This is a genomic window from Nocardioides sp. GCM10028917, from assembly GCF_042666175.1.
Taxonomy (GTDB): domain Bacteria; phylum Actinomycetota; class Actinomycetes; order Propionibacteriales; family Nocardioidaceae; genus Nocardioides.
Genome location: NZ_JBHTFL010000006.1, coordinates 154,372 through 179,648, shown reverse-complemented (window position 1 = coordinate 179,648; position 25,277 = coordinate 154,372). Strand labels below are relative to the sequence as shown.

Below are 25,277 nucleotides of genomic sequence, written 5' to 3'. Positions count from 1 at the left end.
GACGGGTTCTTCTGTTCCACCGCCCGTTCGGGCGGCTCTCCATGGGGGTCACGTCGCATGCGCACTCGCGCGCTCAGGTCCACGCGTCCCGCGCATCGTCGTACGGCGGCCGCGGCGGCGCTGCTGATGCTCTCCGCCGGCCTGGCCGCGTGCAGCAGCACCTCCACGCCCGACGACGACGCCTCCCCGGACGGTCCCGGCGACGCCCCGGGTGCGTCGCAGGCCGTCCAGGTCGAGCCCGTGCGGTTGAAAACCAGCTTCACCGACGCCAGGTCGGTGCCGATCGACGCGCCGGTGACCGTGTCGACCGAGGGCGGTGACCTGTCCGACGTCCGCATCACGTCCGCGGCCGGGCCGGTCGAGGGCCGGGTCGAGGGCGGCACGTGGACCTCCACGTCGCTGCTCGAGCCCGGCACCGACTACCGGATCTCCGCGTCGGCGACCCGCTCCGACGGCGAGGCGGTCGAGCGCACCCGGGCCTTCCACACCGTCGACCTGACGCTCGACCAGCAGACCTACCCCTCGATCGCCCCGCTGGACGGCGAGACCGTCGGTGTCGGCATGCCGGTCGTCGTCACCTTCGACGTCCCGGTCACCGACCGGGCGCTGTTCGAGAAGCACATGAACGTCATCAGCACCCCTGCCCAGAAGGGCTCGTGGTACTGGCTGAGCGACAACGAGGCGCACTTCCGCCCGGTCCGTTACTGGAAGGCGGGCACCGACGTCTCGGTCGACCTCGACCTCAACAGCCTCCCCGCCGGCAACGGCATCTACGGCCAGGAGGACCGTCAGCTGTCCTTCCACGTCGGCGATGCCCACGTCTACAAGGTCAACGCCCAGACGCACCGGATGCAGGTCTTCAGCAACGGCGAGCTGCTCCGCACGCTCCCGATCACCACCGGCAAGCCGGGCTTCACCACCCGCTCCGGGGTGAAGGTGATCATGGAGAAGTTCGAGACCCGCCGGATGAACTCCGAGACGGTCGGCATCAACCGCAACAGCCCCGAGGCGTACGACATCGACGACGTGCGCTGGGCGATGCGGGTCACGTACTCGGGCGAGTTCATCCACGCCGCACCGTGGTCGGAGGGCTCGCAGGGCTACGCCAACGTGTCCCACGGCTGCACCGGCCTTTCGACCGCCGACGCCGGCTGGCTCTACGCCATGACCCGGCGTGGCGACGTCGTGGAGTACACCGGCACCGACCGTCCGATGACCCTCGAGAACGGCTACGGCGACTGGAACCTCGCCCCTGCCGCCTGGAAGCAGGGCTCCGCCCTCAGCTGACGCGCGCCTCTCCGCCGTCGCTCCTACGGCACCGGAAATGGGCGGCGCAAGCCGTTTCCGGGTACGTAGGGTCCTGGGTCGGCCCGCACCAGCGCGGGACCCTCCCAGAGAAGGAAGGACGATGGAGAACCTGACCCCGACGCTCGTCAGCTGGGCGTCGATCCTCGAGGACAACACGCGCGCGCAGGCGGAGCAGGCGGCCACGATGCCGTTCATCCACCCGCACGTCGCGCTGATGCCCGACGCGCACCTCGGCCTGGGTGCCACCGTCGGGTCGGTCATCCCGACCCTCGGTGCGATCATCCCGGCCGCCGTGGGCGTGGACATCGGCTGCGGCATGATCGCCGTGCGCACCCAGTACGCCACGGACGACCTGCCCAGCGACCGCAAGCCGCTGCGCCAGGCGATCGAGCGGGCCGTCCCGCTCAACGCCGGCGCCGCGAACCGCACGGTCAGCCGCGAGCACACCGAGCAGCGGCTCGAGCAGCTGCGGGCGCTGGCGTCCGAGGCCGGGTTCGACCCGGCGTCGTACGCCACGCGGTGGGACCTGCAGCTGGGCACCCTCGGGTCGGGCAACCACTTCATCGAGGTCACGGCCGACGAGGCCGGGGGAGTGTGGCTGTTCCTCCACTCGGGCTCGCGAGGGGTCGGCAACCGGATCGCGCAGAAGCACATCGCGGTCGCCCGCGGGCTGTGCGCGGGCGAGGACCTGCCGGACCGCGACCTGGCCTACCTCACCGAGGGCACAGAGGAGTTCGACGCCTACATCCGCGAGATGCGGTGGGCGCAGACCTACGCGCTGCTCAACCGCGAGGAGATGATGGACCGCGTCGTGCGCCAGCTCGCCGAGTGGGTCGACGGTGACGTGGAGCGGGTGGAGGAGATCAACTGCCACCACAACTACACCGAGCCCGAGCACCACTACGGCCGCGACGTGTGGCTGTCCCGGAAGGGCGCGATCAATGCCGAGGCGGGTCGGCCGGGCCTGATCCCGGGATCGATGGGCACGGCGTCGTACGTCGTCGTCGGGAAGGGCGACCCCGTGTCGCTCAACTCCGCACCCCACGGCGCCGGTCGGGAGTACTCCCGGACCCGGGCACGGAAGACGTTCACCGCCGAGGACCTGCGGGCGGCGATGGCGGGGATCGAGTACCGCGACACCGACGCGTTCATCGACGAGATCCCGGCGGCGTACAAGGACATCGACCGGGTGATGGCCGACGCGGCCGACCTCGTGGACGTGCGCCACGTGCTGCGGCAGCTGGTCAACGTCAAGGGCGACTGAGCCACCGGCTCGGCCACCCCGGACGAGCAGAGGGCCCGCCGGGAGTCATCCCGGCGGGCCCTCGTGCGTGTCGTACGACGATCAGTGGTCGCGCAGCGGCACGTCGTCGGTGTCGCGCAGGCGGTGGTCGTCGAACTGGTGACCGTCGACCGGGTGGTCGAGGCCCGCCTGCAGCTCGGCCGCGTGCTCGGCGTGGTGGTGCGCCTCCTCGAGCTCGGCCCGCGTGGGCTTCTGCACGTTGTGGCTGTACATCCACGACGAGAGCCTGGCCCGCAGCTTCTCCGAGCGCGAGTTGGGTGCGGCCACGCCGGAGGCGTCGGTGTCGCTCCCGACCGTGTGGATCTCGTCCCGGTCGCGCGCGGTGAGGGTGTAGGCGGACGTCTCGTTGATCGGCAGGTGCCGCTCGGCGTACTGCCCCTCCGGGGAGCGGGTGATGATGCCCGTCTCGTAGCCGTGCAGCAGCTTCTCGTTGTCGTGACGCTGCAGCGAGATGCACCAGCGACGGGTGATCCAGAACGCCAGGAGCGGCCCGAGGAAGATCGCGACCCGCATGAAGTAGGTGATCTGGTTGATGCTGAGGTCCATCTTGATGGCGATGATGTCGTTGCCGCCCGCGGCCCAGGCGAGGCCGTAGAAGGTCATCAGGGCCACCATGACGGCCGTGCGCGTCGGCGCGTTGCGGGGGCGCTGGAGCAGGTGGTGGTCGCGCTTGTCACCGGTGATCCAACCCTCGATGAACGGCAGGAGCATCAGGACGACCAGCATCAACGGGGGCACGATGAGGATCGGCAGCATCACGTTCCACGAGATCGTGTAGCCGAAGATCACCGACTCCCAGCCGGTCGGGATGATGCGCAGCAGACCGTCGGGCCAGCCCATGTACCAGTCGGGCTGCGAGCCGGCCGTCACCTTGGTCGGGTCGTAGGGGCCGAACTTCCACACCGGGTTGATCGACAGCAGGCCGCCCATGATCGCGATGACGCCGAAGACCATGAAGAAGAAGCCACCGGCCTTGGCGGCGTACACCGGGAGCATCGGGAAGCCCACGACGTTCTGCTCGGTGCGGCCGGGGCCGGGCCACTGCGTGTGCTTGTGGTAGACGAGCAGCAGCATGTGGGCGGCGATCAGCGCGAGCAGGATGCCCGGGATCAGCAGCACGTGGATGATGTAGAGGCGCGGGATGATCGCCTCGCCGGGGAACTCGCCGCCGAAGAGCAGGAACGACATGTAGCTGCCGACGACCGGGGTCGCCTTGAGGAACCCGTCAGCGGCCCGGACGCCGGTGCCCGAGAGCAGGTCGTCGGGCAGGGAGTAGCCGGTGAAGCCCTCGAGGGTGCCGAGCAGCAGCAGGAGGCAGCCGATGACCCAGTTGAGCTCGCGCGGCTTGCGGTAGGCGCCGGTGAAGGCGACGCGGAGCAGGTGCACCATCATGGAGGCGATGAATACCGCCGCGGCCCAGTGGTGCATCTGGCGCATCAGCAGGCCGCCGCGCACGTCGAAGGAGATGTGGAGGGTCGAGGCCATCGACTCCGACATCCCGACGCCGCGGAGCTGGTCGTAGGAGCCCTCGTAGGTGACGTGACCCATCGAGGGGTTGAACCACAGGGTCAGGAAGACGCCCGTGAGGAGCAGGACCACGAAGCTCCACAGGGCGATCTCGCCCAGCATGAACGACCAGTGGTCGGGGAAGACCTTGCGCAGGTTCTTCTTCATCGCCGTGGCCAGGCCGAGGCGGTCGTCGGCCCACGAGGCCAGGGAACCGGCAGCGCCGGGCTTGGAACCAGTCGCGGCGTCGGTGCCGTTGGTCGTCGCGACCTTGCTGGTGTCGATCCTGGAGTCCGTGCTCACTTTTGCTTCTCACGCTCCCAGTAGCTTGCCCCGATGGGCTCTTCGAAGTCGCTCTGGGCGACCAGGTACCCCTCGTCATCCACCGCGATGGGCAGCTGGGGGAGGGGGCGGGCAGCCGGACCGAAGACGACCTTCGCGTGGTCGGCGAGGTCGAAGGTCGACTGGTGGCACGGGCACAGCACGTGGTGGGTGGTGCGCTCGTAGAGGGAGATCGGGCAGCCCACGTGGGTGCAGATCTTGGAGTACGAGATGATGCCGTCGACGGTCCACTTCTCGCGGCCCCTGAGCGGGGTGATGTCGGCGGGGTCCATCCTGACGATGATGATCGCGCCCTTGGCCTTCTCGGCCTGCTCCTCGGCGCCGTGGAGCTCGGGGTAGCCGTTCTCCTCGGTCGGGAACAACGCCTCCGGGGCGCCGTTGATGAGGTCGCCGACCTCGACCTCGCTCGCGAGGATGGGCGTGCCGACGACGTCGCGCACCAGGCGCATGCCCGGCTCCCAGATCGTGTGCGCGAGCTTGCTCGTGTCGAGGGCGTCGCCGGGAGCCAGGTCACGCAGCAGCACGACCGCGGGCAGGCCGAGCACGCCGACGGCGCCCAGCATGGTGTTGCGCACGAGGGGGCGGCGGCCGATGCCGGCCTCGGCGAGCCCGTCGTTGAGCGCCTGCACGGTCGCGTCGCGGTCCTCCTGGGGGGAGGCGGCCGGGTGGCGCATCTCGATGATCTCGTGGTCGGCCATCAGCTTGCGGGCCAGGTGGATGATGCCGGTGCCGATCAGCAGCAGGCTCACACCGAGGGTCAGACCGAGGGCGACCGTCGACGCGCCGAGGCCGGCGAAGGTGTCCCAGTTGTCGCCGATCTCGAAGGCGAAGTAGGCGACCACGAACAGGACGGCACTGATCATCGCGGCGATGAACATGGCCGCGATCTGGCGCTCGGCGCGCTTCTCGGCCTTGGGGTCGACGTCGGTGGGGCGCCACGTGTGGGCCGGCAGCCCCGGGTCGGCGATCGGCTCGCCCTCGCGGTGGGTGGGCACGTGGGAGTCGTACGGCAGCGGCGTGCCGTCGGGCGCGTTGACGGGGTGCGCCGGCGTCGAGGGGTTGTCGTTGCTCACGCGTTCACCTTGCTCTTCTTGCTGCGGGTCGTGTGCGAGGCGATCCAGACTGCTGCGCCCACCAGTCCGCCGATGCCGACCACCCAGGCGAAGAGGCCCTCGGAAACCGGGCCCAGTCCGCCAAGGGTGAATCCGGCGTACTCGGGGGTCTCCTCGAGGCTACCCAGGTAGGCAATGACGTCCCGCTTCTCGTCGGGGGAGAGGTTGCCGTTGCTGAAGTTGGGCATCTGCTGAGGTCCGGTGAGCATCGCCTCGTAGATGTACTTCGGCTCCACGCCGTGCAGCGAGGGAGCGTAGCCACCGCGCGGCATCGCGCCGCCGGCGCCGTTGAAGTTGTGGCACGCGGTGCAGTTGGTCAGGAAGATCTGGCCGCCGCGGGAGATGGCCTCCTGGCGCTCCTCCTCCGACAGGCCCTCGATCGAGTAGTCGGACTCGTCGGGGATGGCCGGGCCGGGGCCGAGCGAGGCGACGTAGGCCGCGAGCGCCGCGACCTCCTCGTCGTTGAACACGGGGGGCTTGCGCTCCGCCTGCTGGCCCTGCTGGGCGAGCGGCATGCGGCCGGTGCCGACCTGGAAGTCCACGGCCGCAGCGCCGACGCCGACGAGCGAGGGGCCGAGCTGGTAGCCGTCGCGCACCGTGGGCACGCCCTCGCCGTTCTTGCCGTGGCAGAACGCGCAGCTGGCGAGGAAGAGCTCCTTGCCCTTCGCGACCTGCTCGGTCCCGCTCGCCTGCGAGTCGGCCTGCGCGGGGGAGAGGACCGTGTAGAGGGAGCCACTGATGAGCAGTCCCAGCAGCAGCACGGCGAGGCCCGCAAGCGGTCCCCGACGATGCCGGGAGAGGCGTCCAGCGGTTCGGTTGAGCAAACGCACGAGATGAGTCCTTGCCGGTTGCGGTTCGGTGCTTACTGGATGACGTAGATCGTGAAGAACAGACCGATCCAGACCACGTCGACGAAGTGCCAGTAGTAGGACACGACGATCGCTGTGACGGCTTGCTCGTGGGTGAAGCGTCGGGCCAGGTAGGTGCGGCCCAGGACGAACAGGAAGGCGATCAGTCCGCCGGCCACGTGGATGCCGTGGAAGCCGGTGGTCAGGTAGAACATCGAGCCGTAGGCGGAGCTCGGGATCGTGACGCCGTGCTCGACCAGCTCGGCGTACTCCAGGGCCTGGCCGCCGATGAAGACGGCGCCCATGACGTAGGTGAGGATGAACCACTCGCGCAGGCCCCACTTGGCGACGTTGAGCAGGCCCCCGGTGCGTCCGACCTGGCCGCGCTCAGCCGCGAACACGCCCCACTGGCAGGCGAAGGACGACGCCACCAGGATCGCGGTGTTGGCGGTGGAGAACGGCACGTTGAGCTTGGACGTCTCCTGCGCCCACAGCTCGGGGCTGACCGCGCGGATGGTGAAGTAGGACGCGAAGAGCGCCGCGAAGAACATCAGCTCGCTCGAGAGCCAGATGATGGTGCCCACGCTGACCATGCTCGGTCGGTCGTCGTGCCCGTGCAGACGGGAGGCCGGGATCGTCGCAGTTGCTGTCGCCACGGAGTCATTATGGCCGTTGGTGGGGACAAGGGGCACCCCGACCCCCTGTGTTGTCCCGTCATAAAGTTCACAGCGTGCACAACGCCCTCCTCACCCTCTCCGCGGACGCCGCCGAGGTCCTCCCGAGATTCACGCTCGGACGCGTGCTCACGGACTGGGGGATCGACCCGATCCCCTTCGTGGTGACCGTCTGGGCGGTCGGGCTGTACAGCCTCGGTGTCGCCGTCCTGCACCGCCGAGGAGACCGCTGGCCCATCGGTCGGACGCTGGCCTTCGTGGTCGTCGGGATGGGCTCGTTCGCCTTCGCCACCATGTCAGGGCTGGGCATCTACGACACCACGCTGCTGAGCGTCCACATGGTGCAGCACATGGTGCTGTCGATGGTCGTGCCGCTCGCCCTGGCGCTCGGCGCACCGGTCACCCTCGCCCTGCGGACGCTGCCGGCGACGCCGCGGCGGTGGCTGCTGGTGGTGCTCCACTCCCGCGTGGCCAAGGTGCTGGCCTTCCCGCCGCTGGCGTTCGTGCTCTACGTGTCGTCGCCGTGGGCGCTCTACTTCAGCCCGTGGTACGACGCCAGCCTCAGCTCGTCGTTCGTGCACCAGATGATGCACATCCACCTCGTGCTGGTCGGGACGCTGTTCTTCTGGCCGCTCATGGGCATCGACCCGGTGCCCGGCCGGGTCAGCTACCCGTTCCGCGTCCTCCTCGTGCTCATGACCCTGCCGTTCCACGCGTTCCTGGGCGTCACGATCATGGGCCAGACGACGCTCATCGGCGAGGAGCACTACCTCGCGCTGCGCGAGGGACCGATGGGCGCCTGGCTGCCGCCGATGCTCGAGGACCAGCACCTGGCCGGCGGGATCCTGTGGGCCACCGGCGACCTCATCGGCGTGGTGTTCTTCGGCGTCCTCTTCACCCAGTGGGTGCGCTCGTCGATGAAGGAAGCGACCCGCGAGGACCGGCGGCTCGACCTCGCGGAGCGGCGTACGCGTCCGGCCGACGCTGTGACGCATGCCTCGGCACGCGGGGCCCGTGACGACGGTTACGATGCGTCTCGTGACTGATGCCGCCGCAGACCGCGCCCTGAAGGTCCTCGTCTACAGCGACGACGTGAACACCCGCCAGCAGGTCATCCTCGCGCTGGGCCGCCGTCCGCACCCCGACCTCCCCGAGCTTGAGTACGTCGAGGTCGCCACCGAGCCGGTCGTCCTGCAGAACATGGACCGCGGCGACATCTCGCTCGCGATCCTCGACGGCGAGGCCGTCCCCGCCGGTGGCATGGGCATCGCCAAGCAGCTCAAGGACGAGATCTACCAGTGCCCGCCCGTGGTGGTGCTCACCGGCCGCCCGCAGGACGCGTGGCTCGCGACCTGGTCGCGCGCCGAGGCGGCCGTCCCGCACCCGATCGACCCGATCCAGCTCGCCGAGGCCGTCATCGCCCTGCTGCGGCCGTCGGTCCCCGCCACCTCCTGACCGTTCACCGCTGGTTGAGGACGTCGCGCAGCGACCGTCTCGAAACCCAGCCACGCGCGAGTCGGACTGGTCCGGGGGTCTGAAACACTCGGTCCATGTCCCACACCTGGCCCGACGTCCTCTCCACGCTGGTCGCCGGTGACGACCTGACGACCGAGCAGGCGCGATGGGCCATGGACGAGGTCTTCGCCGGCGCGGCGACGCCCGTCCAGCTGACCGGCCTCGTCGTGGCACTTCGCGCCAAGGGGGAGACCGTGGACGAGGTCACCGGCATCGCCGACGCGATGCTCGCCGCGGCCAACCCGATCTCCGTGCCCGGCCGCCTGCTCGACGTCGTCGGCACGGGCGGCGACCGGTCCATGTCGGTCAACATCTCCACGATGTCCGCGATCGTCGCCGCCGGCGCCGGCGCGCGCGTGGTCAAGCACGGCAACCGCTCGGCCTCGTCGAAGTCCGGGTCCGCGGACGTGCTCGAGGCGCTCGGCATCCGTCTGGACCTGTCGCCGGCACGCGTCGCGGAGGTCGCCGACGAGGCCGGCATCACCTTCTGCTTCTCCGCGGCCTTCCACCCCGCGATGCGCCACGCGGCCGTGCCGCGGCGTGAGCTCGGCATCGCCACGACGTTCAACATCCTCGGGCCGTTGACGAACCCCGCGCGGCCGCAGGCGCAGGCCATCGGGTGCGCCGACGCCCGGATGGCGCCGGTCATGGCCGGCGTCCTGGCCGGCCGGGGTGTCGACGCGTGGGTCTTCCGCGGCGACGACGGCCTCGACGAGCTGACCACCACGACCACCTCGACCCTGTGGCGCGTCCACGAGGGCGAGGTCATCGAGTCGTCGGTCGACCCGGCGTCCCTCGGCATCGCGCGGGCGACTACCGAGGACCTCCGCGGCGGCGACGCCGCGCACAACGCCGACGTCGTACGACGTCTCCTGGCCGGCGAGCAGGGCCCGGTCCGGGACGCGGTGCTGCTCAACGCGGGCGCCGCGCTGGCTGTCTACGACTCACCGGACTCCGACGTCGACTCCGCGCTCGCCGCCGGGGTAACGAGGGCCGCGGAGGCGATCGACTCCGGCGCGGCAAAGGCCGCGCTCGAACGGTGGGTGGCGGCGACCTCGGCTTGAGCTGCGTCCCGGGTCAGAGGTGGCCGAGCACAGCACCCGTGGGCAGGACGAACGTCAGCACTAAAACCATCAGGGCCACCATCGCCGCAGCTCCGGCGAGGCCCTCGCCGCGGCCCATGGCCAGCGCTGCGCACAGCATGCCGACGATGGCGAGCGTGGGGCCGTACCCGAAGACCGCCGCAGCTGCGCACACGAACGCCACCACGGACAAGGTAGAGCTGGGTTGTCCGTACGCCATGGCGTTGATTCTGGCAGAGACGTACGCGGTCGGAACTAGTTTTCAGGAAGGGTGACGATGTCCCTCTTGGCCGGGCTCTCAGCCACCACGTCGACGCCGAACTCCTCGAAGTAGAGCTCGTCCGGCCTTCCGCCGTCGTCCGCGGGAGCCATCTTGAGCACTCGGTGAGGAGTCGTCACAGCGACCCAGGCGGTGACCCTCTCCTTCCCGTCCTGACCCGTCAGCGCCACGGCATCGGCGTCACCGATCTCCTCAACCTCACCGACCTCGATGGTCTCGTCCGTGTCGTCCTCGTGGAGCTCGAAGGACTCGAGCAGTGCCTCCAGGTCACACAGCTCGAGGAGCTTGTCCTTTCCCTCGATGACGAGCCACCCACCGGACAGCTGGTCCGCCCGCTGCGGTGGCGCGCCCCGGGCCAGCCAGAAATTCGCGTTCCCCTTGAACCAGGCCCCGTCGGCGTTCTTGATGATCTGGATGCCGCCGCCGTCGGCATCGAGGCTCCCGACGCAGCTCGACTTGTCGACCTTGAGGTCCACCCGGGTGAAGCCCACGTCCCCCTCCTGGCTCCCCAGCACCCGCATCGACGTCACCTCGCGCATGTCAGAGAAGGCGGCCTCTGCCATGCCTCGCGGGCCCTGGTCGAGGAACTCGCTTCCGGGCGACAGCACGCTGCATGCGGTGAGGGCGAGGAGCGAGGCGCCGACTGCTGCGGCGCGCCGGAGTGAAACGGCGTTCATGGGACCCCCGTGGTGTGTGGTCTCATATTCGACCAGCCCCGCGCCGAGCATGGGGGCAGAATGCGAAACCTAGAGGTGCAGCACCCAGGTGTCGCCCTCGCGCCGGAAACCGAGGCGGTCGTAGTAGGCGCCCACCATGCCGGGTGGGGTGACGACCCGCCGGATCCCTCGGTCGCTGAGCAGGCTGCTCCGGCGCCACACGAACTCGCCGGGGGAGAAGTCGCGGTAGCGGGGGGTGACGTAGTCGAGGAGCACGTCTGCCGTCCCGTCCTGCCGACAAAGCAGCACCACGCCGACGGTCTCGTCGCCCTTCTGCACGAGGAACGCGTCCTGGTCGTCAGAGGGGTCGTGGACGAACGTCGGATTGAACTTCAAAATGTCCGCCCCGTGCACGCGGAGGGTGTGGCGCAGGTACTCGTCAGCGGGACCGACCTCGAGCACCTTGAAGGCGTTCTCGTCGTGACGGTCACGCAGCAGCTTGACGATGAAGTACGCGTTGATCGCGACCAGCACGGTGTTCATGCCGACCATCGGCCAGACCTCCAGCGCGGCGTTGAAGACGATGAGGATCACGCACGCGACCGCGTTGAGAATCCGCAGGCGGAGGACGCTCGCCTGCAACAGAGAGTAGACGAGCAGGGTACTTCCGCCCCACCCGAGGACGTCGAGCCAGTGGTCGGTGAGCCAGGTCACGGCGGGAGACTATCTCCCGCCGTGACCCGGGACTCATCGCGTGACAACGAGTCTGATGACCTTCGACTTCGACATGTTCGTCGAGGCGTTGCCCACGAAGACGACCTTGATCTTGTGACGTCCGACCTTGAGCTTCTTCGTCGAGAGCTTGGTCGTCATCACGCCCTTGCGAAACGGGTCCATGGTGAACGTCTTGAGCGTCTTGACGCCGTCCTGGATCTTGAGGGTGCCGGACGGTGCGGGGACGCCTGGGATGCTCACCGTGACCCCAACCTTGACCGTCTTGCCGCGCTTGATGCGGGTGGCCGACAGCGTCGAGGTAGTTGTCGAGGCCAGTCTGGCGACCGCGACCGCAGGTGCCGATGCGGCGCCCTCATCGAAACCTGTCACACCGGCGAATACTGTCACCGAGACGTCCTTACCGGCATCCTGTGGAGTGAGCAGATAGCTCATCGAGGTCGCGCCCGGGATCGGCGTGCCGGTCCTCAACCACTGGTACCGGTACTTGCTCGCCGAGGGAGACCAGGTGCCGTTGGAGACCGTGAGGCTGCTTCCGGGTGACGCGGTCCCTGAGATCGCCGGCTGGCTCGTGTTCTGAAGTGCTCCTCCCGCCGTTGCGCCGATCTCGTTGCTGATCGACACGCCATCGGTGTAGCCGGGCTTCTTGCCCGTCACGCGAAGCGAGATCGCCTTGGTGTAGTCGGCGACGGTCAACGTGTACGTCGAAGACGTGGCCCCGTAGATGGGGGATCCGCTGCGGAGCCACTGATAGGTGTTCTCCACCCCTGTCTGGTTCCACGTGGGAGGGGTGCCGACCAGCACCTGGCCGACGGCGCTCCCCTCGGGTGCGGCAATAGCAGTGGAGGTGGTCGCGGTCAGCGCTGCATCAACAGTGAAGCTGCTCGCCTTGGTGGCGATGACGCCACCGACGGCGTCGAAGGCTGTCACCTTCCAGGTGTAGGTCCCAGACGTGAGGTCGCCGAAGGGTGCGAAGGAGGTGCCGATGGTGGTGACCGGAGTGAGATTCTGGCCAGCGGTGTCGTTGCGCATCTCGACCTGGTACTGCTTGGCGCCGGCAACCTGCAACCACGAGAGGACCGCCCGGTTGGGGGCCTGCATCTGGCCGGCACCGGGTGCCGTGATGGTGAGTGAGCTGGGCGACACGTCGAACGAGCTCGTAGTGGTCCAAGGGTTGGCCAAGCCGACGGAGTCGACGCGACGCACGCGCCAGAGGTACTCGTCTCCGGATGCACTCGTCGTGGGTGCCAACGGCTTGGGGCAGGCCAAACCGGGGTAGCGCGCGGCGTTGTACGTCGTCGCCGAGCACACGAGATTGGTGGGTGACACCTGGCCGTTCTTGTAGACCTCAATCTCAAATCCCGACAGCGCGCTCATGTCGGACCAGGAGAATGAGGTGGTCGGCCCGACCACTGCACCGGGTGCGGGCTGGCTGAGAGGTGGAAGCGGGTTCTTCTTGGTGACCTTCCACGTCGGTGACCAGGTCAGCTCGTTGTTGTCGCCGTCGATGGCGCGCACCCGCCAGTAGAGCGGGCCATCGGGGTACAACGAGTCCGCGGAGGTATAGGTCGGCTGGTCGACCACCACGCTCTCCAAGATCGAGTTGAAGTCCTGGTCTGTCGACACCTGGATGCGATAGAGCATGGCGGCCTGGTGGGACTTCTCGCCTGAGATTGCCTCGCTGGCGCGGTTGGTCGCAAGGTAGTCGTCCCAAGCAAAGGTCAGGTCACTCGTTACTGCAGTGGCTTGGTCCGCGGGTGATCGTAGGGCGACTGCGGGAGACTTCTTGACGAAGGCATTGGTCGCGTGTCCGAGCTCGCCCCGGATGCTGCTGGCACACGAGCGCACGCTCTTGCACGGGACGATGGCCCAGTAGTACGCCGAGTTCGACTGCGCGTCGTTGTCCGGGAAAGCGGAGACCTGGCTGCTCAAGTTCGGCACGTACGTCGTGTTGGACGTTGCCGGGAACGACGCCTCGGGCTCCATAAGCGTCGTGAAGCTGGCGTCAGTGTTGACCCACACCTGATAGAGCGACGCGCCCGGGACTCTGTCCCAGCTCAGCGTCGGCGTGGCGGGCATCGGGTTGCACCGCGGCCCCGTCTGACCGTTGCTGTCCAGCTTGAGGCTGCACATGTTGACTGTGCTGAGGGATGCGGCCGTGAGGGCGACCTTCTGTCCGACCACCTCGGTCAGGTCGTCGATGGCGAAGCTCCACTCGGGGCTGGTGCCCAGCCACTTGTTGTCCTTGTCGTACGCCTCGACCTGCCAGAGGTAGGTGCCGCCGGCGAACAGTCGGTCGGACGTGTCCGTCATTGCCGGGAAGGCCACGTCCTTGCCGATCAGGCTGCTCGAGGTGGTAGGCATCCAGCCTTCTCCGGGCCGACGGACCTGGACGCGGTAGTGGTGCGCTCCGGCGATAGGCGCCCAGCGAAGATCGGGCGCTCGCAGGGTGGGGGCGGCAGCGGTGAGGTTCTCCCACCCTGATTGCCCGGCCGCCTCGGAGAGGTTGAACGTCATGCCCGTGTGCACCATGGACACCGGCTGGCCAGCGGCATCGACCGCACGAACCGACCACGTGTAGGGGCTCGTCACGGTGCCGGGGCGCGACGTCAGGGTGTAGGAGGTGGAGTACGTAGTGGCCGTGGTCGTGCTTCCCGAGCCCGTGATCGTCACTTCGTAGGTCTCTGCACCCGTTACCGCCTCCCACGACACCGTCGGGGTGGGGACAGTGGCTCCGCCGACCGGCGTGAAGCTGGTCATCGCCGTGGGTCGCCACGTGAAGGCCTGAGTCGCCGAGAACTCGCCCTGCACGCCTGGAAGGACGCCGGTCTTAGTGAAGGGACGGTCCAGGGCTCGCACCCGCCAGTAGTTCACAGTGCCGGGCGACGGCACGCACCTGTCGTCCGTCAGCCGGCTCGTTGTTGCCAAGATCACGTCCAGCCGGAACTGGTACGGCGTATAGGTCGTGCCGTGCACCCGGCACCGGTTGAACGAGCCGGGGGACCAGGCGGAGTCTGTGCCGACGTTGATCTCGTAGTCAGTTGCGTGCTGCGCCGCGGTCCAGCTGAAGGAGAAGGGACTCGTCAACACCTCGGCGCCCGCTGCGGCCGGTTCGACCAAGGTCGGGATGTCCGCAAGATCCTTCGGCGCGTCAACGGCGTCCGTGACATCTCCCCAGGCGCGCCGGAAGACGAACGGGTTGACCTGCCAGTCGCTGGTGTTGCCGTCTCGGTCGATGGAACGGACGCGCCAGTACCAAGTGACAGCATTGTCGAGCGTGACCGTCGGCGAGTAGGAAGTTGCGACGGTCTTGTCCCTGGGCATGGTGACCCAGTCCGGACCGTTCTTGATGCCAGGGCCGGCGCTTGGGAAGTCCCTGTCTCGCGAGATGTCGATCTCGTAGCTCTTGGCTCCATCGGCGGGCTTCCATGTCAAGACGACGTCTTCGACAGGCACGGCCGTGGAGTTCGAAGGCGTCTCCAGCGTCGGCCCGGCCCAGGCAAGCACTTCAAAGCTGCGCGCTGCGGAAGGGTCAGACGTCAATCCATTGGCTCGTGACGCCGTCACCCGCCAGTACCAGACACCCCGCTCGAGGCGGGTCGCTGGGACCACTGACATGGACTGAGTCGTATAGATCTTCGTGTTCGAGGGAGTGAACGAGCTCTCCCTCGAAACCTCGACCGAGTAGTCAGTCGCCCCAGGGGAGCCGGCCCAACGGAGCACGGGAGTCTCCCTTGCCGCCAATTGAGCTTGATCGGCCGGCGCCTCGAGCTGCGGCTTCCCCACACGGCCTTGGTTGAACTCGGAGAACAGCCAGTCGGAGCTTTCGCTCGCCGTGTTGAAGGCGCGGACACGCCAGTACAGGGTTCCTGCCGGGAGCTGGACCGAAGGTACGTAGGTGGTGTTGGTCGTGGTCTGGCGGGCGACCGGTGAGGCGAAGTCCGCAGAGTCGTCCACCATGACCTCGAACCGCGTCGAGTCGTCGGTTCCTTGCCAGCTCAACTGCGCCGTCGTGACGTCCGGCTGCACCACCTTCGGCGCGGTCGGGGTGCTTGGGGGAGCGGCGCCTGCCGGGGGAGTGGCAGCCAACGTGGCGCCAATCAGGGCGGTGAGCGCAATCGTGACGCTCGTGCGCGCGATGTGTGACATCTCGGAAGGTCCCCCTCGTGTATGGCTCAGACCCCATCACGCTAGGTCGCCCTGTGCCGGCCGCGGGACCGAATAGCATTGGGGTAGTCACAAATGACTATCCAGTCCGACCGATCGGTCGCGGGCCACGGACCGACCCACCAGCGCTACGGTGGGGCCATGATCACCGCCATCGTCTTCGTGAAGGCCGACGTCGCGCGCATCCCCGAGGTCGCCGAGGCGATTGCCTCCCTCGACGGGGTGAGCGAGGTCTACTCGGTGACGGGCACGATCGACCTCATCGCCCTGGTGCGGGTCCGCGAGCACGAGGACGTCGCCTCGGTCGTCGCCGACCGGCTCAACAAGGTCGAGGGCGTCACCGAGACCGAGACGCACATCGCCTTCCGCACCTACTCCAGGCACGACCTCGAGTCGGCCTTCAGCATCGGGCTCGACTGAGCCGTCACCTGACTGGCCGGTGCACCGGCGACGGCAGCCGCTGCTCGTCGAACGGCACCAGCGAGAGTCGGGACTGGTTGGCCGCGTCGTAGATGGCGAGGTGTCGTGCTGCGCCGTCGAGCGGACAGACCCACTCGCCGTCGACGTCGACGAGGCGCACGCCGGGTGACTCCAGCCATCGCAGGATCTTCTCCGACTCCTCGGCGGTCGCGGCAGGCACCGGACCGGGCGCCCCGCTGACGGTCTCCGCGCTCGCGGTGAGCTCGCGGACGTACTGGTGGGCGTCGGCGCCGGGCGGGATCACGCCGGCCGCGGCGAGGCGTCCGTGGCGCACGACGTGCACCGACCAGCGACCGCTGTCCTCGCGTCGGGCGGCGACGATCTCCGGGCAGCGGGTCAGAGCCGTGAGCCGCTGGGTGCGGGCGGCGGCACGGACGAAGGTGGCCAGCCGGTCGCGGTGGATGCCGGCCTCCTCGAAGCGCTCCCGGTCAGCCAGCGCGGTCATGCGCTGGTTGATCGCCTCGACGACCTCGTGCGGGCTGCGCAGCAGCGTGTCTCGCAGCTGCCGGACGACGGCTGCGTAGGCAGAGGCGTCGGTGGAGCCGTCGCACGGGGAGAGGCACCGTCCCATCTCGGCGAGGACGCAGGCGGACCGGGACGGAGTCAGAGGAAGCCGTCCGCTGCACTGCCGCACGGGGAAGGTCTCGTGAAGGGCGGCCAGGCACTTCTCGGCCGTCTTCCTCGAGGAGAACGGACCGAGGTAGTCGGCGTCGTCGTCGAGCACCTTGCGCACGAGGGACAGGCGCGGCCAGGCCTCACGGGTGAGCTTGAGGAAGTGGACCTTCTCGGGAAAGCGGGAACGGCGGTTGTACTTCGGCTTGTGCTCGGCAATCAACCGCAGCTCTCGCACCTCGGCCTCGAGCGGCGTCGCGCACTCGATGCCCGTCACGGACTCGGCGAGCCCGACCATCTCGCCGATTCGCGTCCGGGTCTCCGAGGAGGTGAAGTAGGTGCGGACGCGGGTGCGGAGGTCCTTGGAGGTCCCGACGTAGAGGACGCGCGCCCGGTTGTCGCGGAAGAGGTAGACGCCGGGGGAGTGCGGCAGCCCCTCGGCGAGGTGGCGTTTGCGACGCTGGGCGGTGCTGACCCGGGCCGAGAACGTCTGGAGCTCCTCGAGGGTGTGGACGCCGAGACCGCCGAGACGCTCCATCAAACCGTGCAGGACGTCCACCGTGGCTCGGGCGTCCGCGAGCGCGCGGTGGTTGGGCGTCGTGGTCGAGTTGAACACCTTGGCCAGTGACGACAGCTTGCAGTTGGGGGCGTCGTCGCGGGTGATCACGCGCCTGGCGAGCTTGGCCGTGTCGAGCACCTCGAGCTTCGGCCACGGGCGTCCCTGCTGACGCGCGAAGTGCTGGAGGAAGCCGACGTCGAACGGTGCGTTGTGCGCGACGAGGACGCACCCGGCCGCGAAGTCCAGGAACGCGGGCAACGCCGCCTCGATCGGTGGAGCGTCGTGGACCATGGAGTTGCTGATGCCGGTGAGCACCGCGATGAACGCCGGGATCTCCGTGTGCGGGTTGACCAGCGTCTGGAACTCGCCCAGGACCTCGCCGCCCCTGACCTTCACCGCGCCGATCTCCGTGATCATCGACCCGGCAGCAGCAGAACCACCCGTGGTCTCGAGGTCGACCACGCAGAAGGTCAGGCCTCGCAGCGGCCGCCCCAGCTCGTCGAAGCTGCGCTGCGCCTCCCAGCGGGACGTCTCCCGCGTCGGACCGTGGGCGGTGGTGCTCATGTCCGACGACGCTAGACGTGGGATCCGACATCGGCGCCGCGGCGCGCGGACTACGCTGACCGCGCCTGCCCACCGGGGGCGAGGCGACGACCCGAGGAGACATCCGTGCCCGAGCAGACCAGCACCCTCTACGTCCCCGGCAACGGCGAGCGTTGGCGTTGTGCCGGCTGCGGCAACCTCACACGCTTCGACGTCACCCGCACCCGTCGTACGACGGAGTACTGGCACTTCGACCTCGCGGGGGAGCACCAGGTCGAGGAGGAGACGGTGCGCTCCGAGGCGGTCGAGTCGGTCTCCTGCCGCTGGTGCGGACGCAACGACGCCATCGAGGTCGTGGACCGCGCCTCTGCCGACACGTCCGCCGACCCGGCCGCCGGATGACGGGACGCATGTGACCGACCCAGCGGCCCTCCCGGAGCGGCTGCGCCTGCGGGTGGTCGCACTGGTGTCGGCAGTCCTGCCGTCGATCACCCCGGTGCCGCCGTCCCTCCGCAAGGTCGCCGGCTTCGCGCCGGCACGCCGCGCCCGGCTCGGCGGGAGTGCGATCTGGGCCGCGCTCGAGGATGCTTCGTTCCGCGAGCACGCGGCAGTCCAGGTCGCGGTCGTGCCGCCCTCCGCCGACGACCCGGTCGACACCGCCGCGCGCGCCTGGCTGGCCCGGGACGAGGGCTGGGAGTCCGTCGTCGCCGAGGTCGCCGGATCCCTCGGCGAGCACGAGGAGCGCGACGAGCAGTCCCACGCCGAGCACGCCCGGCTGGCGGCGCAGGTGGCGGCGCTGCAGGCCGAGCTCAGCGCCGTGCGCGCCGAGCACCGCGAGGAGCTCGAGCGGGCGAAGGCCGATCACAAGGTGCTGCGCCAGCGCCTGGGCGAGGCACGCGGTGTGCTGCGTGCCGCTGAGCAGGCGAGGGATGCGGCGTACGCCGCCCGGGACGAGGCGGTGACCGCGGCTGAGGCAGCGACCCGCACCGCGGAGGCAGACGTGCGACGGCTGCGCGCCCAGCTGGACGAGGCTGAGGCAACCCTCGCCGCCGGCCGGCGCGAGACCCGGTCCGACCGGGACGCCGCGAGCATCCGGGCGCGGCTCCTGCTCGACGCGGTCGTGGACGCCGCGACGGGACTGCGTCGCGAGCTCGCGCTGCCCGCTGTCAGCGGCGCCCCGGGGGACGCCGTCGAGGCCGCCCTGGCCGGCGTCGACGCGGCACCCTCCTCCAGCGCACCGGCCACACCAGCGCTGCTCGAGCAGACGCTCGCGCTGCCCCGGGCCCGACTCGTGATCGACGGCTACAACGTCACCAAGCAACGTTGGCCCAACGCCAGCCTCGAGGCACAGCGCAGCCGGCTGGTCGCCGCGCTCGGACCGCTCGTGGCCCGGACCGGCGCCGAGACCACCGTGGTGTTCGACGCAGCGGAGTCCACGGTGCGTACGGCGATGCCGGCGCCGCGCGGAGTCCGCGTGGTGTTCAGCCCGGAGGGCGTCATCGCGGACGACGTGATCCGCCAGCTCGTCGCGGCCGAGCCCCGCGGCCGGGTGGTCGTCGTGGTGACCGGCGACCAGGCCGTGGCACGCGACGTGGCGCGGGACGGTGCGAGAGCCGTTCCCGTTCCGGCGCTGCTCAGCGTCATCGGTTCCTAGCAGCACAGGAAATTCACCTGCGCGGACAGTTGCCTTCCCCCGAGAATGCAATGCCGACGGGAGCGTCGCCCCCCAGCCATGGCTGAAGCATAGTGAGCGAAGCACGCTCGGGCGTGCGGATTCCTGAGTTCACCCCCGGTATAGATCAGTTCTCGAAAGGGTCGAGCGATGGCCACAAACGTGGATGTCTTGGAACTGGTGGCAAACGCCGCTAACGCGGACACTTGCCCCTTCGTGCTTAGCCAAGCGACGCACCCAGTCGAATCGGACGCACTTGCTGCATTGGGCCGAGCTATCCTGCTGACCAACGCGATCGTGACCGCGCAAAGCCCGGGACTCGATGTAGGCGCAGAGCATCCACACGTCAGCCCTAGCGGCCCTGCGTCCAGCCTGCAGGGAAGCCTCCTGATCAATCACGATGCAATCGCCCGATGGTTCGTCATACTGGCCGCCACCCTCACCAAGGACGGGTGGTCGGGGGTGCTCCTCCCCCAGAAGTGGGCGGACCGCCCCGATGAACGCCCACACGCCGAACCTTGGATCGCCGTCACCTTGGCCCTGGCCGGTTGGAATCACGACGCGCACCAGGTGGTTGTCCCGATTTGGCATGCCCGTCCGAACATCGTTCCGCAGCTCGTGGACCTGGTCTTTGAGTGGACTCGCGGGGTCGACGGCGAGTTGTGGATCACTCGCCTCGTCCCGGTGCGAGGCGAAGAACCGCAAGTGGCAGAAGCCCTCCTGGCTCGACTCAGCGAACGCGACGGCAGGGGATTCTGCACTGTGCACCGTCAAGGAACGGCTGCCGAGCGAAGGGCACGCTTCTCCTCCTACGGACACCTGACGCTCGAGGAGCGCTCCTCCGCCCCGCTTGAGCAGCGCCTTGCCAGCCTCCGCTCGGCCTGGGCGGGCTGGGCGCCGCAAGTGGACCGCAGTGCGACCACCGGTGACGTCGGACCCGCGCATCCGTCATGGTTTCTCGAGCTGGCGCGGAGAAACGTCAAGCTGCCGAAGTCCTATTACCCTCACCGCCGTCGGCTGGACGACCAGCGCGTCCCCGACGCCTGCGCGGAGCAGGTTCTGACGCAGGCCCACCTCGACGCTGCCAACAACCTCGGTGGCTGGCGCGTCGAGGAGGTGGCAGTCGGACGTTTCCTTGTCGCTCATCCGCAGCCGTCCCGATGGTTCCTTCCTGCGTCTCCTGGCGAACGGGGGACCCGAGTAGACCCGGAAACCTTGGCACAGGCTCGCCAAGACTTCGGATCGATGGTGATGACCGAAGGCGACCTGTGAGTTGCTCGTCAACCTCTCGCCACCACGTCGTGTAGATCGGCGGCGCGCCCGACAGTGATGCGACATCCTCGTTGCAGATCGCGGGTTGTCTGGTGACTGCCCGAGCCCGATCATGGCGCTGGGGCGAATCGGTCGCTGCCGTCGCCGAGATCGAGGCCCAGTTGTCCCGTCATCGCAACTTCGCTGGCTCCGAGGTGGTCACCCGGTTGCTGGAGGCGAATGCGGGTGGCCGACTTGTCCGACACGCGGGTTGCGACAGGCCGCGGAGGCGTTGTCGGTGGGCCCTGTCACCGTTCGGGACATGACGACACGGATCGACTGCGACACCTGCGTGGTGCGCGGCCTGCACTGCCACGACTGCGTGGTGACGGTGCTCCTCGGCCCACCGCCCGAGCTGACCATCGACGACGACGAGATGGCTGCGCTCGATGTGCTGGCCTCAGGAGGGCTGGTCCCCCCGCTGCGGCTCGTGGAGCCCGTTTCCGGCCCGGTGATCGAGTCGGCCTGAGGGGCCAGTCAGAGCGCGGGGAACCACTGCGACTGGCACCGCGGCGGGTCCTGTGCGTCGACGGCGCGGAAAGGAAGCAACTTTCTTGACACGAGCGACATGCGTACGCCGTCGCTGCCATCGAGCGTTCGCTCGCCCGTGGCATCCCGCACGACCACCGAGGCGTCGGGGTGTCGTGCGAGGTAGTCGAGAAGGTTTCTTTCCGGGACCAGGTAATTCTCGGACGCGTAGACGTCGAGCGCCTCTACCTCGGAGCTCACGACCTCGAGCATGTCGTCCTGGACGTGGCTCAGATGCAGTGTCCCCGGCACGACTAAGTGGTTGGTCTCACCGCTGACTGTGACGAGGTTGGCGTACATGTTGAAGCCGGTTGAGCTCTTCACCTCGAGGTAGGGCGACAGCGCGTTGGCGACGACAAGGGCCACGATGACAGCGGGGGCGACGCCCGGCAGGCGCATCGACAGCGGGGCCGGGCCGAGCCCGTGCTGAGCGATGCGCACGACCAGCCACGTGGCGACGGGCACCCACACGATGAACGAGACAAGCTTGAGAATGACCGCGGTTGCGACCATCGGTGGGAGCACGGAGGCCAGGATCAGGAAGGGAGTGAGGGCGAGCACCACGTCACGGATTCGGGACGGTCGAACCGCCCGCGCCTCGAGATCCGAGGTCGTGTCCTCCGGCAGGAAGAGGCACAAGAGCACGACGAGCGTCGCCGTGAAGTCGTAGAAGTGCTGGTCAAGGTCCAGCGAGATGATGGAGTGGAACGTCAGCGCCAGGAGCACACCCGCGCGGCGGGTGCGGCTGAACGCGAGCAGGACGGGGACCGAGAGCTCGGTCAGCACAGGGCCGGCGATGGCCAGCACGGAAAGTGGTCCGCCGTCGAAGGTCGGCAGCCCGAACGAGTCCAAGGACTGGTTGGCGTAGAACACGCCGCAGGACACATCGGGGTCGAGGAACCCACTGTTGAGCTTGGCGAAGGCGGCGAACGAATAGAAGGCCAGCAGGATCCAGCGACCGGTGACCGAGAGGTACGACCACGGATCGGTGCGTGTCAGCGACACCAGCGTCGCCAACGCAACAAAGCCCATGAGCAGCCAGTGATTGCCCGTCACGGGCATCTCAAGTCCCAGTGACACGAGTGTCAGAGCAGCTGCTGCACCCAGGACCCTCGCGTCCGGCCGGACGAGGAGAATCAGAGCCGACACCCCCAGCGCCGCCCCGACAAGGGTCAGCGCTGGAGACCCGCCGTAGACATCGCTGCGCCATCCCACCGGGTTTCCGACAAGGTGCGCAACGACTGCCAGCGCGTAGGTCCGGGCGAACCAACGAAGGGGAGCGACCATCCGGTCGGTTCTCTCCGGGGCGAGCAGGCGTTGGGGGTTCATGGGTTCACAGGTCCTGGTCCGCGAGTCTGAAGGGTGCAGGAAACGTACCGACTGACGGGATCCGACGCAGGCGATCGCCCAATCATGGAGCGCGGTGGAAATCAGCGCCGACGGATCGTGGCGAAGATTGGCGAGGACCCCACGACCGGTTTAGGGTGTGGGCTGACGTCCGTGGCAGTGGGTCACCAGGCCCGCGCGGACGTCGCGCCGAGTCATGGACCACACCCCCGCACCACCCGTGGTCCATGAGCCGGGGAACCACACTTCCCCCTGGGGTGAATCGCCTGTGAGGCGTGCTGCGCGAGCGGCACGAGGAGCAGGAGTAGGCCAGTCGTGCCGAACCCGTCAGCTCACCTGGTAGGCGTACGACACCCCGAGGAGTTCCCCCGCTCGTGGCTCACACCCGCAAGCGAGTTGGCGCGACCGTTCTTGGTCTCTCCGCGATCGCTGCCATCGCTTTTGTGCCTGCTACCCCCGCGCAGGCCGACCCCGACATCAAGGACGTCAAGGTCCGCGTCGACCGCCTCTACCACGAGGCCGAGGCGGCGCAGGAGCGCCTCCACGACGCCAAGCTGGACCTCGCCGACCTGCGAAGCGACCTCGACGGGCTGAAGGCCGACCAGGATCGCCAGGACGAGCGTCTCTACGCCGTCCGCGACCAGGTCTCCGACGCTGTCGTGCGCCAGCTCGAGGGAGAGGGCATCTCGACCGTCGGTCAGATCGTCGTCTCCGACGACCCCGGCGCGTTCCTCGACTCGCTCTCGACGATGTCGTCGTTCAACGACCTCCAGGCGTCGCTGCTGTCCGACTACGACACCGAGCTCGAGGCCCTCGAGATCCGTCGCGAGGCCACCGCGTCCCGCACCAAGGAGATCGCTGAGATCACCGAGCAGCTGAGCGCCGAGAAGGACACGGTCGACGACAAGCTCGCCGAGGCCAAGGACCTGCTCGCCGACCTCGAGGCCGAGGAGCGCGAGCGGGTGCTCGCCTCGCGCGGCACCACGACCCGCGCGCCCAGCACTGTCTCCGTCCCCGCGTCCGGCCGCGCAGCGGCGGCTGTGCAGTACGCGATGGCGCAGGTGGGCGACGCCTACGTCTACGGCGCGATGGGCGAGAACGCCTTCGACTGCAGCGGCCTGACGATGCGCGCCTGGGCCCAGGCCGGCGTGTCGCTCCCGCACTCGTCCAGCGCCCAGTTCAGCTCTGGCCCGCGCATCGCCGCCAGCGACCTGCAGCCCGGTGACCTGGTCTTCTACTACAGCCCGATCAGCCACGTCGGCATGTACATCGGCAACGGCATGATCGTCCACGCCGCCAACCCCGGCACCGGGGTCGCCGTCTCCGGCCTCTACTCCATGCCGTTCGTCGGCGCGGTCCGTCCTGGCTGACCAGCAGACGAAGGCCGGCCGTCCACTTCGGTGGGCGGTCGGCCTTTCGCTGTTCGTGGTCCTGGCGCTGCTCGTCTTCCTACTGCGCGATGGTCGTCACGATGTCGACCCGCAGACGATCGAGGCCCCACGAGCGAGTCCGGCCGCGGCGGCCGCCGCCTTGGCGTCCTTTGTGGACGGTGTCCGCTCACGTGACGCCGCGGTGCTGGCCGGGCTAGCACCTCCTCAAAGTCCCGTTGCACGCGATCTCATGGAGGGGATCGGTCACAACGCTGACGCGCTCGACCTGCGGGGTCTTAGTGCTCGGTTCGTTGACCAGGCGGGGATGGTTGAGGCCGACGGATCCTGGACGGGGATCGTGGAACTCACCTGGCAGCTCGGGAGTCTCGACCCGGGCCCATCAGAGGCCGATGTCGCCGTGTCTTTCGCACCGGCAGGCGATGCGCTCGGCATCGTGGGGTTCAGCGCCACCGCTCGGGCACGAGCGCCGCTGTGGCTCCGCGGCGAGCTGGCCATCGCTCGGGCGAAGAGGGTCCTAGTCCTTGTCGACGGGCCACAAGCGGACGCCGACGCAGTGAGGCGACGAGTAGTCCGGGGGATAGGTGTTGTCGAACGCGTGCTGCCGGACCGGATCTCCTCGGTCGTGGTGGAGGTGCCGGCGAACGCGGCTGATCTCGACGAGACGCTGGGCGCTGAGCCCGGGACGTACGCCGGCATTGCAGCAGTGACGGCGTTTGCCGGGACCTCAACTTCCGACGATGCACCCGTCCATGTCTTTGTGAACCCGGAGCTCACGACTGGCCTCTCACGTGCCGGAGCCCAGGTTGTGATGAGCCACGAGCTGGTGCATATTGCGACCGAGGCAACACGGACGCCGGTGGAGCCGTGGCTCCTGGAGGGCTTCGCGGACTACGTCGCCCTCCGAGACACGAATCTGCCGGACAGTACGACGCTCGGGCGCGCGATCGAGCTGGTGCGGCGCGAAGGGATACCGGACACGCTGCCAGGTGCGGCCGACTTCGGCACCCGCGCCAGAGACCTTCAAGCAAGTTACGAGCTTGCTTGGCTCGCCTGCAGGCTCATCGCAGAGCAACTGGGGGAGCGAGGGTTGGTGTCGGTGCACGACGCGATTCGCTCCGGCGCACCGGTCGCGGAGGCTATGGTCCGGGCTGGGCTGTCGTTACGCGAACTGACCCCGCTCTGGCGGGCACACATGGATCAACTGACACGCTGAGGCGTGGCCCGAAGCACTGCACCCCGACCGGTCACAGGTCGCCTTGAGCGGGCTCTTCGCGGCACTGGCGCCGATCATCGACGGTGAACCAGATAA

The 25,277-nt window shown here is 68.6% G+C and carries 22 protein-coding genes and 1 riboswitch; of the genes, 12 read left to right on the top strand and 10 right to left on the bottom strand.

Annotation, left to right across the window (positions count from 1 at the left end):
• Window positions 1-57: 57 nt before the first annotated feature.
• Together ACFQW6_RS08490 and ACFQW6_RS08485 are read left to right on the top strand one after the other, a co-directional pair.
• Complete coding sequence (locus ACFQW6_RS08490; protein WP_378543214.1) at window positions 58-1,287, top strand: Ig-like domain-containing protein; 1,230 nt, start codon at window positions 58-60, stop codon at window positions 1,285-1,287.
• 121 nt (window positions 1,288-1,408) lie between these two features.
• On the top strand, window positions 1,409-2,572 hold the full coding sequence (locus tag ACFQW6_RS08485) for an RtcB family protein (RefSeq protein ID WP_378543212.1): 1,164 nt from the start codon (window positions 1,409-1,411) through the stop codon (window positions 2,570-2,572).
• Between the two features lie 81 nt (window positions 2,573-2,653).
• Here ACFQW6_RS08485 and ACFQW6_RS08480 read toward each other — a convergent pair whose 3' ends face one another.
• From ACFQW6_RS08480 to ACFQW6_RS08465, 4 genes are read right to left on the bottom strand one after another with little or no spacing between them, the layout of a single operon-like run.
• The gene (locus ACFQW6_RS08480) at window positions 2,654-4,420 is read right to left on the bottom strand and encodes a cytochrome bc complex cytochrome b subunit (RefSeq protein WP_378543210.1); all 1,767 of its coding nucleotides are present in this window, start codon (window positions 4,418-4,420) and stop codon (window positions 2,654-2,656) included.
• Window positions 4,417-5,472, bottom strand: coding sequence for a Rieske 2Fe-2S domain-containing protein (locus ACFQW6_RS08475; protein WP_378543626.1), 1,056 nt, complete (start codon window positions 5,470-5,472; stop codon window positions 4,417-4,419). The genes ACFQW6_RS08480 and ACFQW6_RS08475 overlap by 4 nt, the downstream gene beginning before the upstream one ends.
• A 56-nt stretch (window positions 5,473-5,528) precedes the next feature.
• Window positions 5,529-6,401: a c-type cytochrome gene (locus tag ACFQW6_RS08470; protein WP_378543208.1), complete on the bottom strand. Its 873-nt coding sequence runs from the start codon at window positions 6,399-6,401 to the stop codon at window positions 5,529-5,531.
• 32 nt (window positions 6,402-6,433) lie between these two features.
• On the bottom strand, window positions 6,434-7,003 hold the full coding sequence (locus ACFQW6_RS08465) for a heme-copper oxidase subunit III (protein ID WP_378543623.1): 570 nt from the start codon (window positions 7,001-7,003) through the stop codon (window positions 6,434-6,436).
• A gap of 146 nt (window positions 7,004-7,149) precedes the next feature.
• Between ACFQW6_RS08465 and ACFQW6_RS08460 the strand changes: the two genes are divergently transcribed.
• The 3 genes from ACFQW6_RS08460 (at window position 7,150) to trpD (ending at window position 9,672) form a co-directional block, all read left to right on the top strand.
• Complete coding sequence (locus ACFQW6_RS08460; RefSeq protein WP_378543207.1) at window positions 7,150-8,139, top strand: cytochrome c oxidase assembly protein; 990 nt, start codon at window positions 7,150-7,152, stop codon at window positions 8,137-8,139.
• Entirely contained in the window at window positions 8,123-8,548 is a 426-nt protein-coding gene (locus ACFQW6_RS08455) for a hypothetical protein (protein ID WP_378543205.1), read from the top strand. The genes ACFQW6_RS08460 and ACFQW6_RS08455 overlap by 17 nt, the downstream gene beginning before the upstream one ends.
• Before the next feature lie 95 nt (window positions 8,549-8,643).
• A complete protein-coding gene (gene trpD / locus ACFQW6_RS08450) occupies window positions 8,644-9,672 on the top strand; it encodes an anthranilate phosphoribosyltransferase (RefSeq protein ID WP_378543203.1) in 1,029 nt (342 codons plus the stop codon).
• Window positions 9,673-9,685: 13 nt separating this feature from the next.
• On the opposite strand, the gene ACFQW6_RS08445 is transcribed toward trpD, so the two are convergent.
• From ACFQW6_RS08445 to ACFQW6_RS08430, 4 genes are read right to left on the bottom strand one after another with little or no spacing between them, the layout of a single operon-like run.
• Entirely contained in the window at window positions 9,686-9,910 is a 225-nt protein-coding gene (locus ACFQW6_RS08445) for a hypothetical protein (RefSeq protein ID WP_378543201.1), read from the bottom strand.
• 35 nt (window positions 9,911-9,945) lie between these two features.
• On the bottom strand, window positions 9,946-10,698 hold the full coding sequence (locus ACFQW6_RS08440; protein ID WP_378543199.1) for a hypothetical protein: 753 nt from the start codon (window positions 10,696-10,698) through the stop codon (window positions 9,946-9,948).
• An 18-nt stretch (window positions 10,699-10,716) separates the two neighbouring features.
• A complete protein-coding gene (locus ACFQW6_RS08435; protein WP_378543197.1) occupies window positions 10,717-11,340 on the bottom strand; it encodes a hypothetical protein in 624 nt (207 codons plus the stop codon).
• 33 nt (window positions 11,341-11,373) lie between these two features.
• Window positions 11,374-15,507 (bottom strand): hypothetical protein, encoded by a 4,134-nt coding sequence (locus ACFQW6_RS08430; RefSeq protein ID WP_378543195.1) that lies wholly within the window; start codon window positions 15,505-15,507, stop codon window positions 11,374-11,376.
• Between the two features lie 159 nt (window positions 15,508-15,666).
• Between ACFQW6_RS08430 and ACFQW6_RS08425 the strand changes: the two genes are divergently transcribed.
• The gene (locus ACFQW6_RS08425) at window positions 15,667-15,945 is read left to right on the top strand and encodes an Lrp/AsnC family transcriptional regulator (RefSeq protein ID WP_378543193.1); all 279 of its coding nucleotides are present in this window, start codon (window positions 15,667-15,669) and stop codon (window positions 15,943-15,945) included.
• A gap of 4 nt (window positions 15,946-15,949) precedes the next feature.
• On the opposite strand, the gene ACFQW6_RS08420 is transcribed toward ACFQW6_RS08425, so the two are convergent.
• Complete coding sequence (locus ACFQW6_RS08420; protein WP_378543191.1) at window positions 15,950-17,740, bottom strand: DEDD exonuclease domain-containing protein; 1,791 nt, start codon at window positions 17,738-17,740, stop codon at window positions 15,950-15,952.
• A gap of 105 nt (window positions 17,741-17,845) precedes the next feature.
• Here ACFQW6_RS08420 and ACFQW6_RS08415 point away from each other — a divergent pair, with 105 nt between their 5' ends.
• From ACFQW6_RS08415 to ACFQW6_RS08400, 4 genes are all read left to right on the top strand, one after another.
• Entirely contained in the window at window positions 17,846-18,121 is a 276-nt protein-coding gene (locus tag ACFQW6_RS08415) for a hypothetical protein (protein ID WP_378543189.1), read from the top strand.
• A gap of 10 nt (window positions 18,122-18,131) precedes the next feature.
• Entirely contained in the window at window positions 18,132-19,373 is a 1,242-nt protein-coding gene (locus ACFQW6_RS08410; protein WP_378543187.1) for an NYN domain-containing protein, read from the top strand.
• Window positions 19,374-19,541: 168 nt separating this feature from the next.
• A complete protein-coding gene (locus tag ACFQW6_RS08405) occupies window positions 19,542-20,663 on the top strand; it encodes a hypothetical protein (RefSeq protein ID WP_378543185.1) in 1,122 nt (373 codons plus the stop codon).
• 301 nt (window positions 20,664-20,964) lie between these two features.
• Window positions 20,965-21,171 (top strand): hypothetical protein, encoded by a 207-nt coding sequence (locus tag ACFQW6_RS08400; protein WP_268112511.1) that lies wholly within the window; start codon window positions 20,965-20,967, stop codon window positions 21,169-21,171.
• Between the two features lie 8 nt (window positions 21,172-21,179).
• Here the strand turns inward: ACFQW6_RS08400 and ACFQW6_RS08395 are convergent, their stop codons facing one another.
• Window positions 21,180-22,559 (bottom strand): hypothetical protein, encoded by a 1,380-nt coding sequence (locus ACFQW6_RS08395; protein WP_378543183.1) that lies wholly within the window; start codon window positions 22,557-22,559, stop codon window positions 21,180-21,182.
• A 205-nt stretch (window positions 22,560-22,764) separates the two neighbouring features.
• Window positions 22,765-22,924: riboswitch (cyclic di-AMP (ydaO/yuaA leader) on the top strand.
• Window positions 22,925-23,020: 96 nt separating this feature from the next.
• On the opposite strand from ACFQW6_RS08395, the gene ACFQW6_RS08390 reads away from it, so the two are divergent.
• Both ACFQW6_RS08390 and ACFQW6_RS08385 read left to right on the top strand, forming a co-directional pair.
• Window positions 23,021-23,947 carry an NlpC/P60 family protein gene (locus ACFQW6_RS08390; protein WP_378543181.1) on the top strand — a complete coding sequence of 309 codons (927 nt, stop codon included), beginning with the start codon at window positions 23,021-23,023 and terminating at the stop codon, window positions 23,945-23,947.
• Window positions 23,948-24,002: 55 nt separating this feature from the next.
• On the top strand, window positions 24,003-25,181 hold the full coding sequence (locus ACFQW6_RS08385) for a hypothetical protein (protein ID WP_378543179.1): 1,179 nt from the start codon (window positions 24,003-24,005) through the stop codon (window positions 25,179-25,181).
• The last annotated feature ends 96 nt before the right edge of the window (window positions 25,182-25,277 follow it).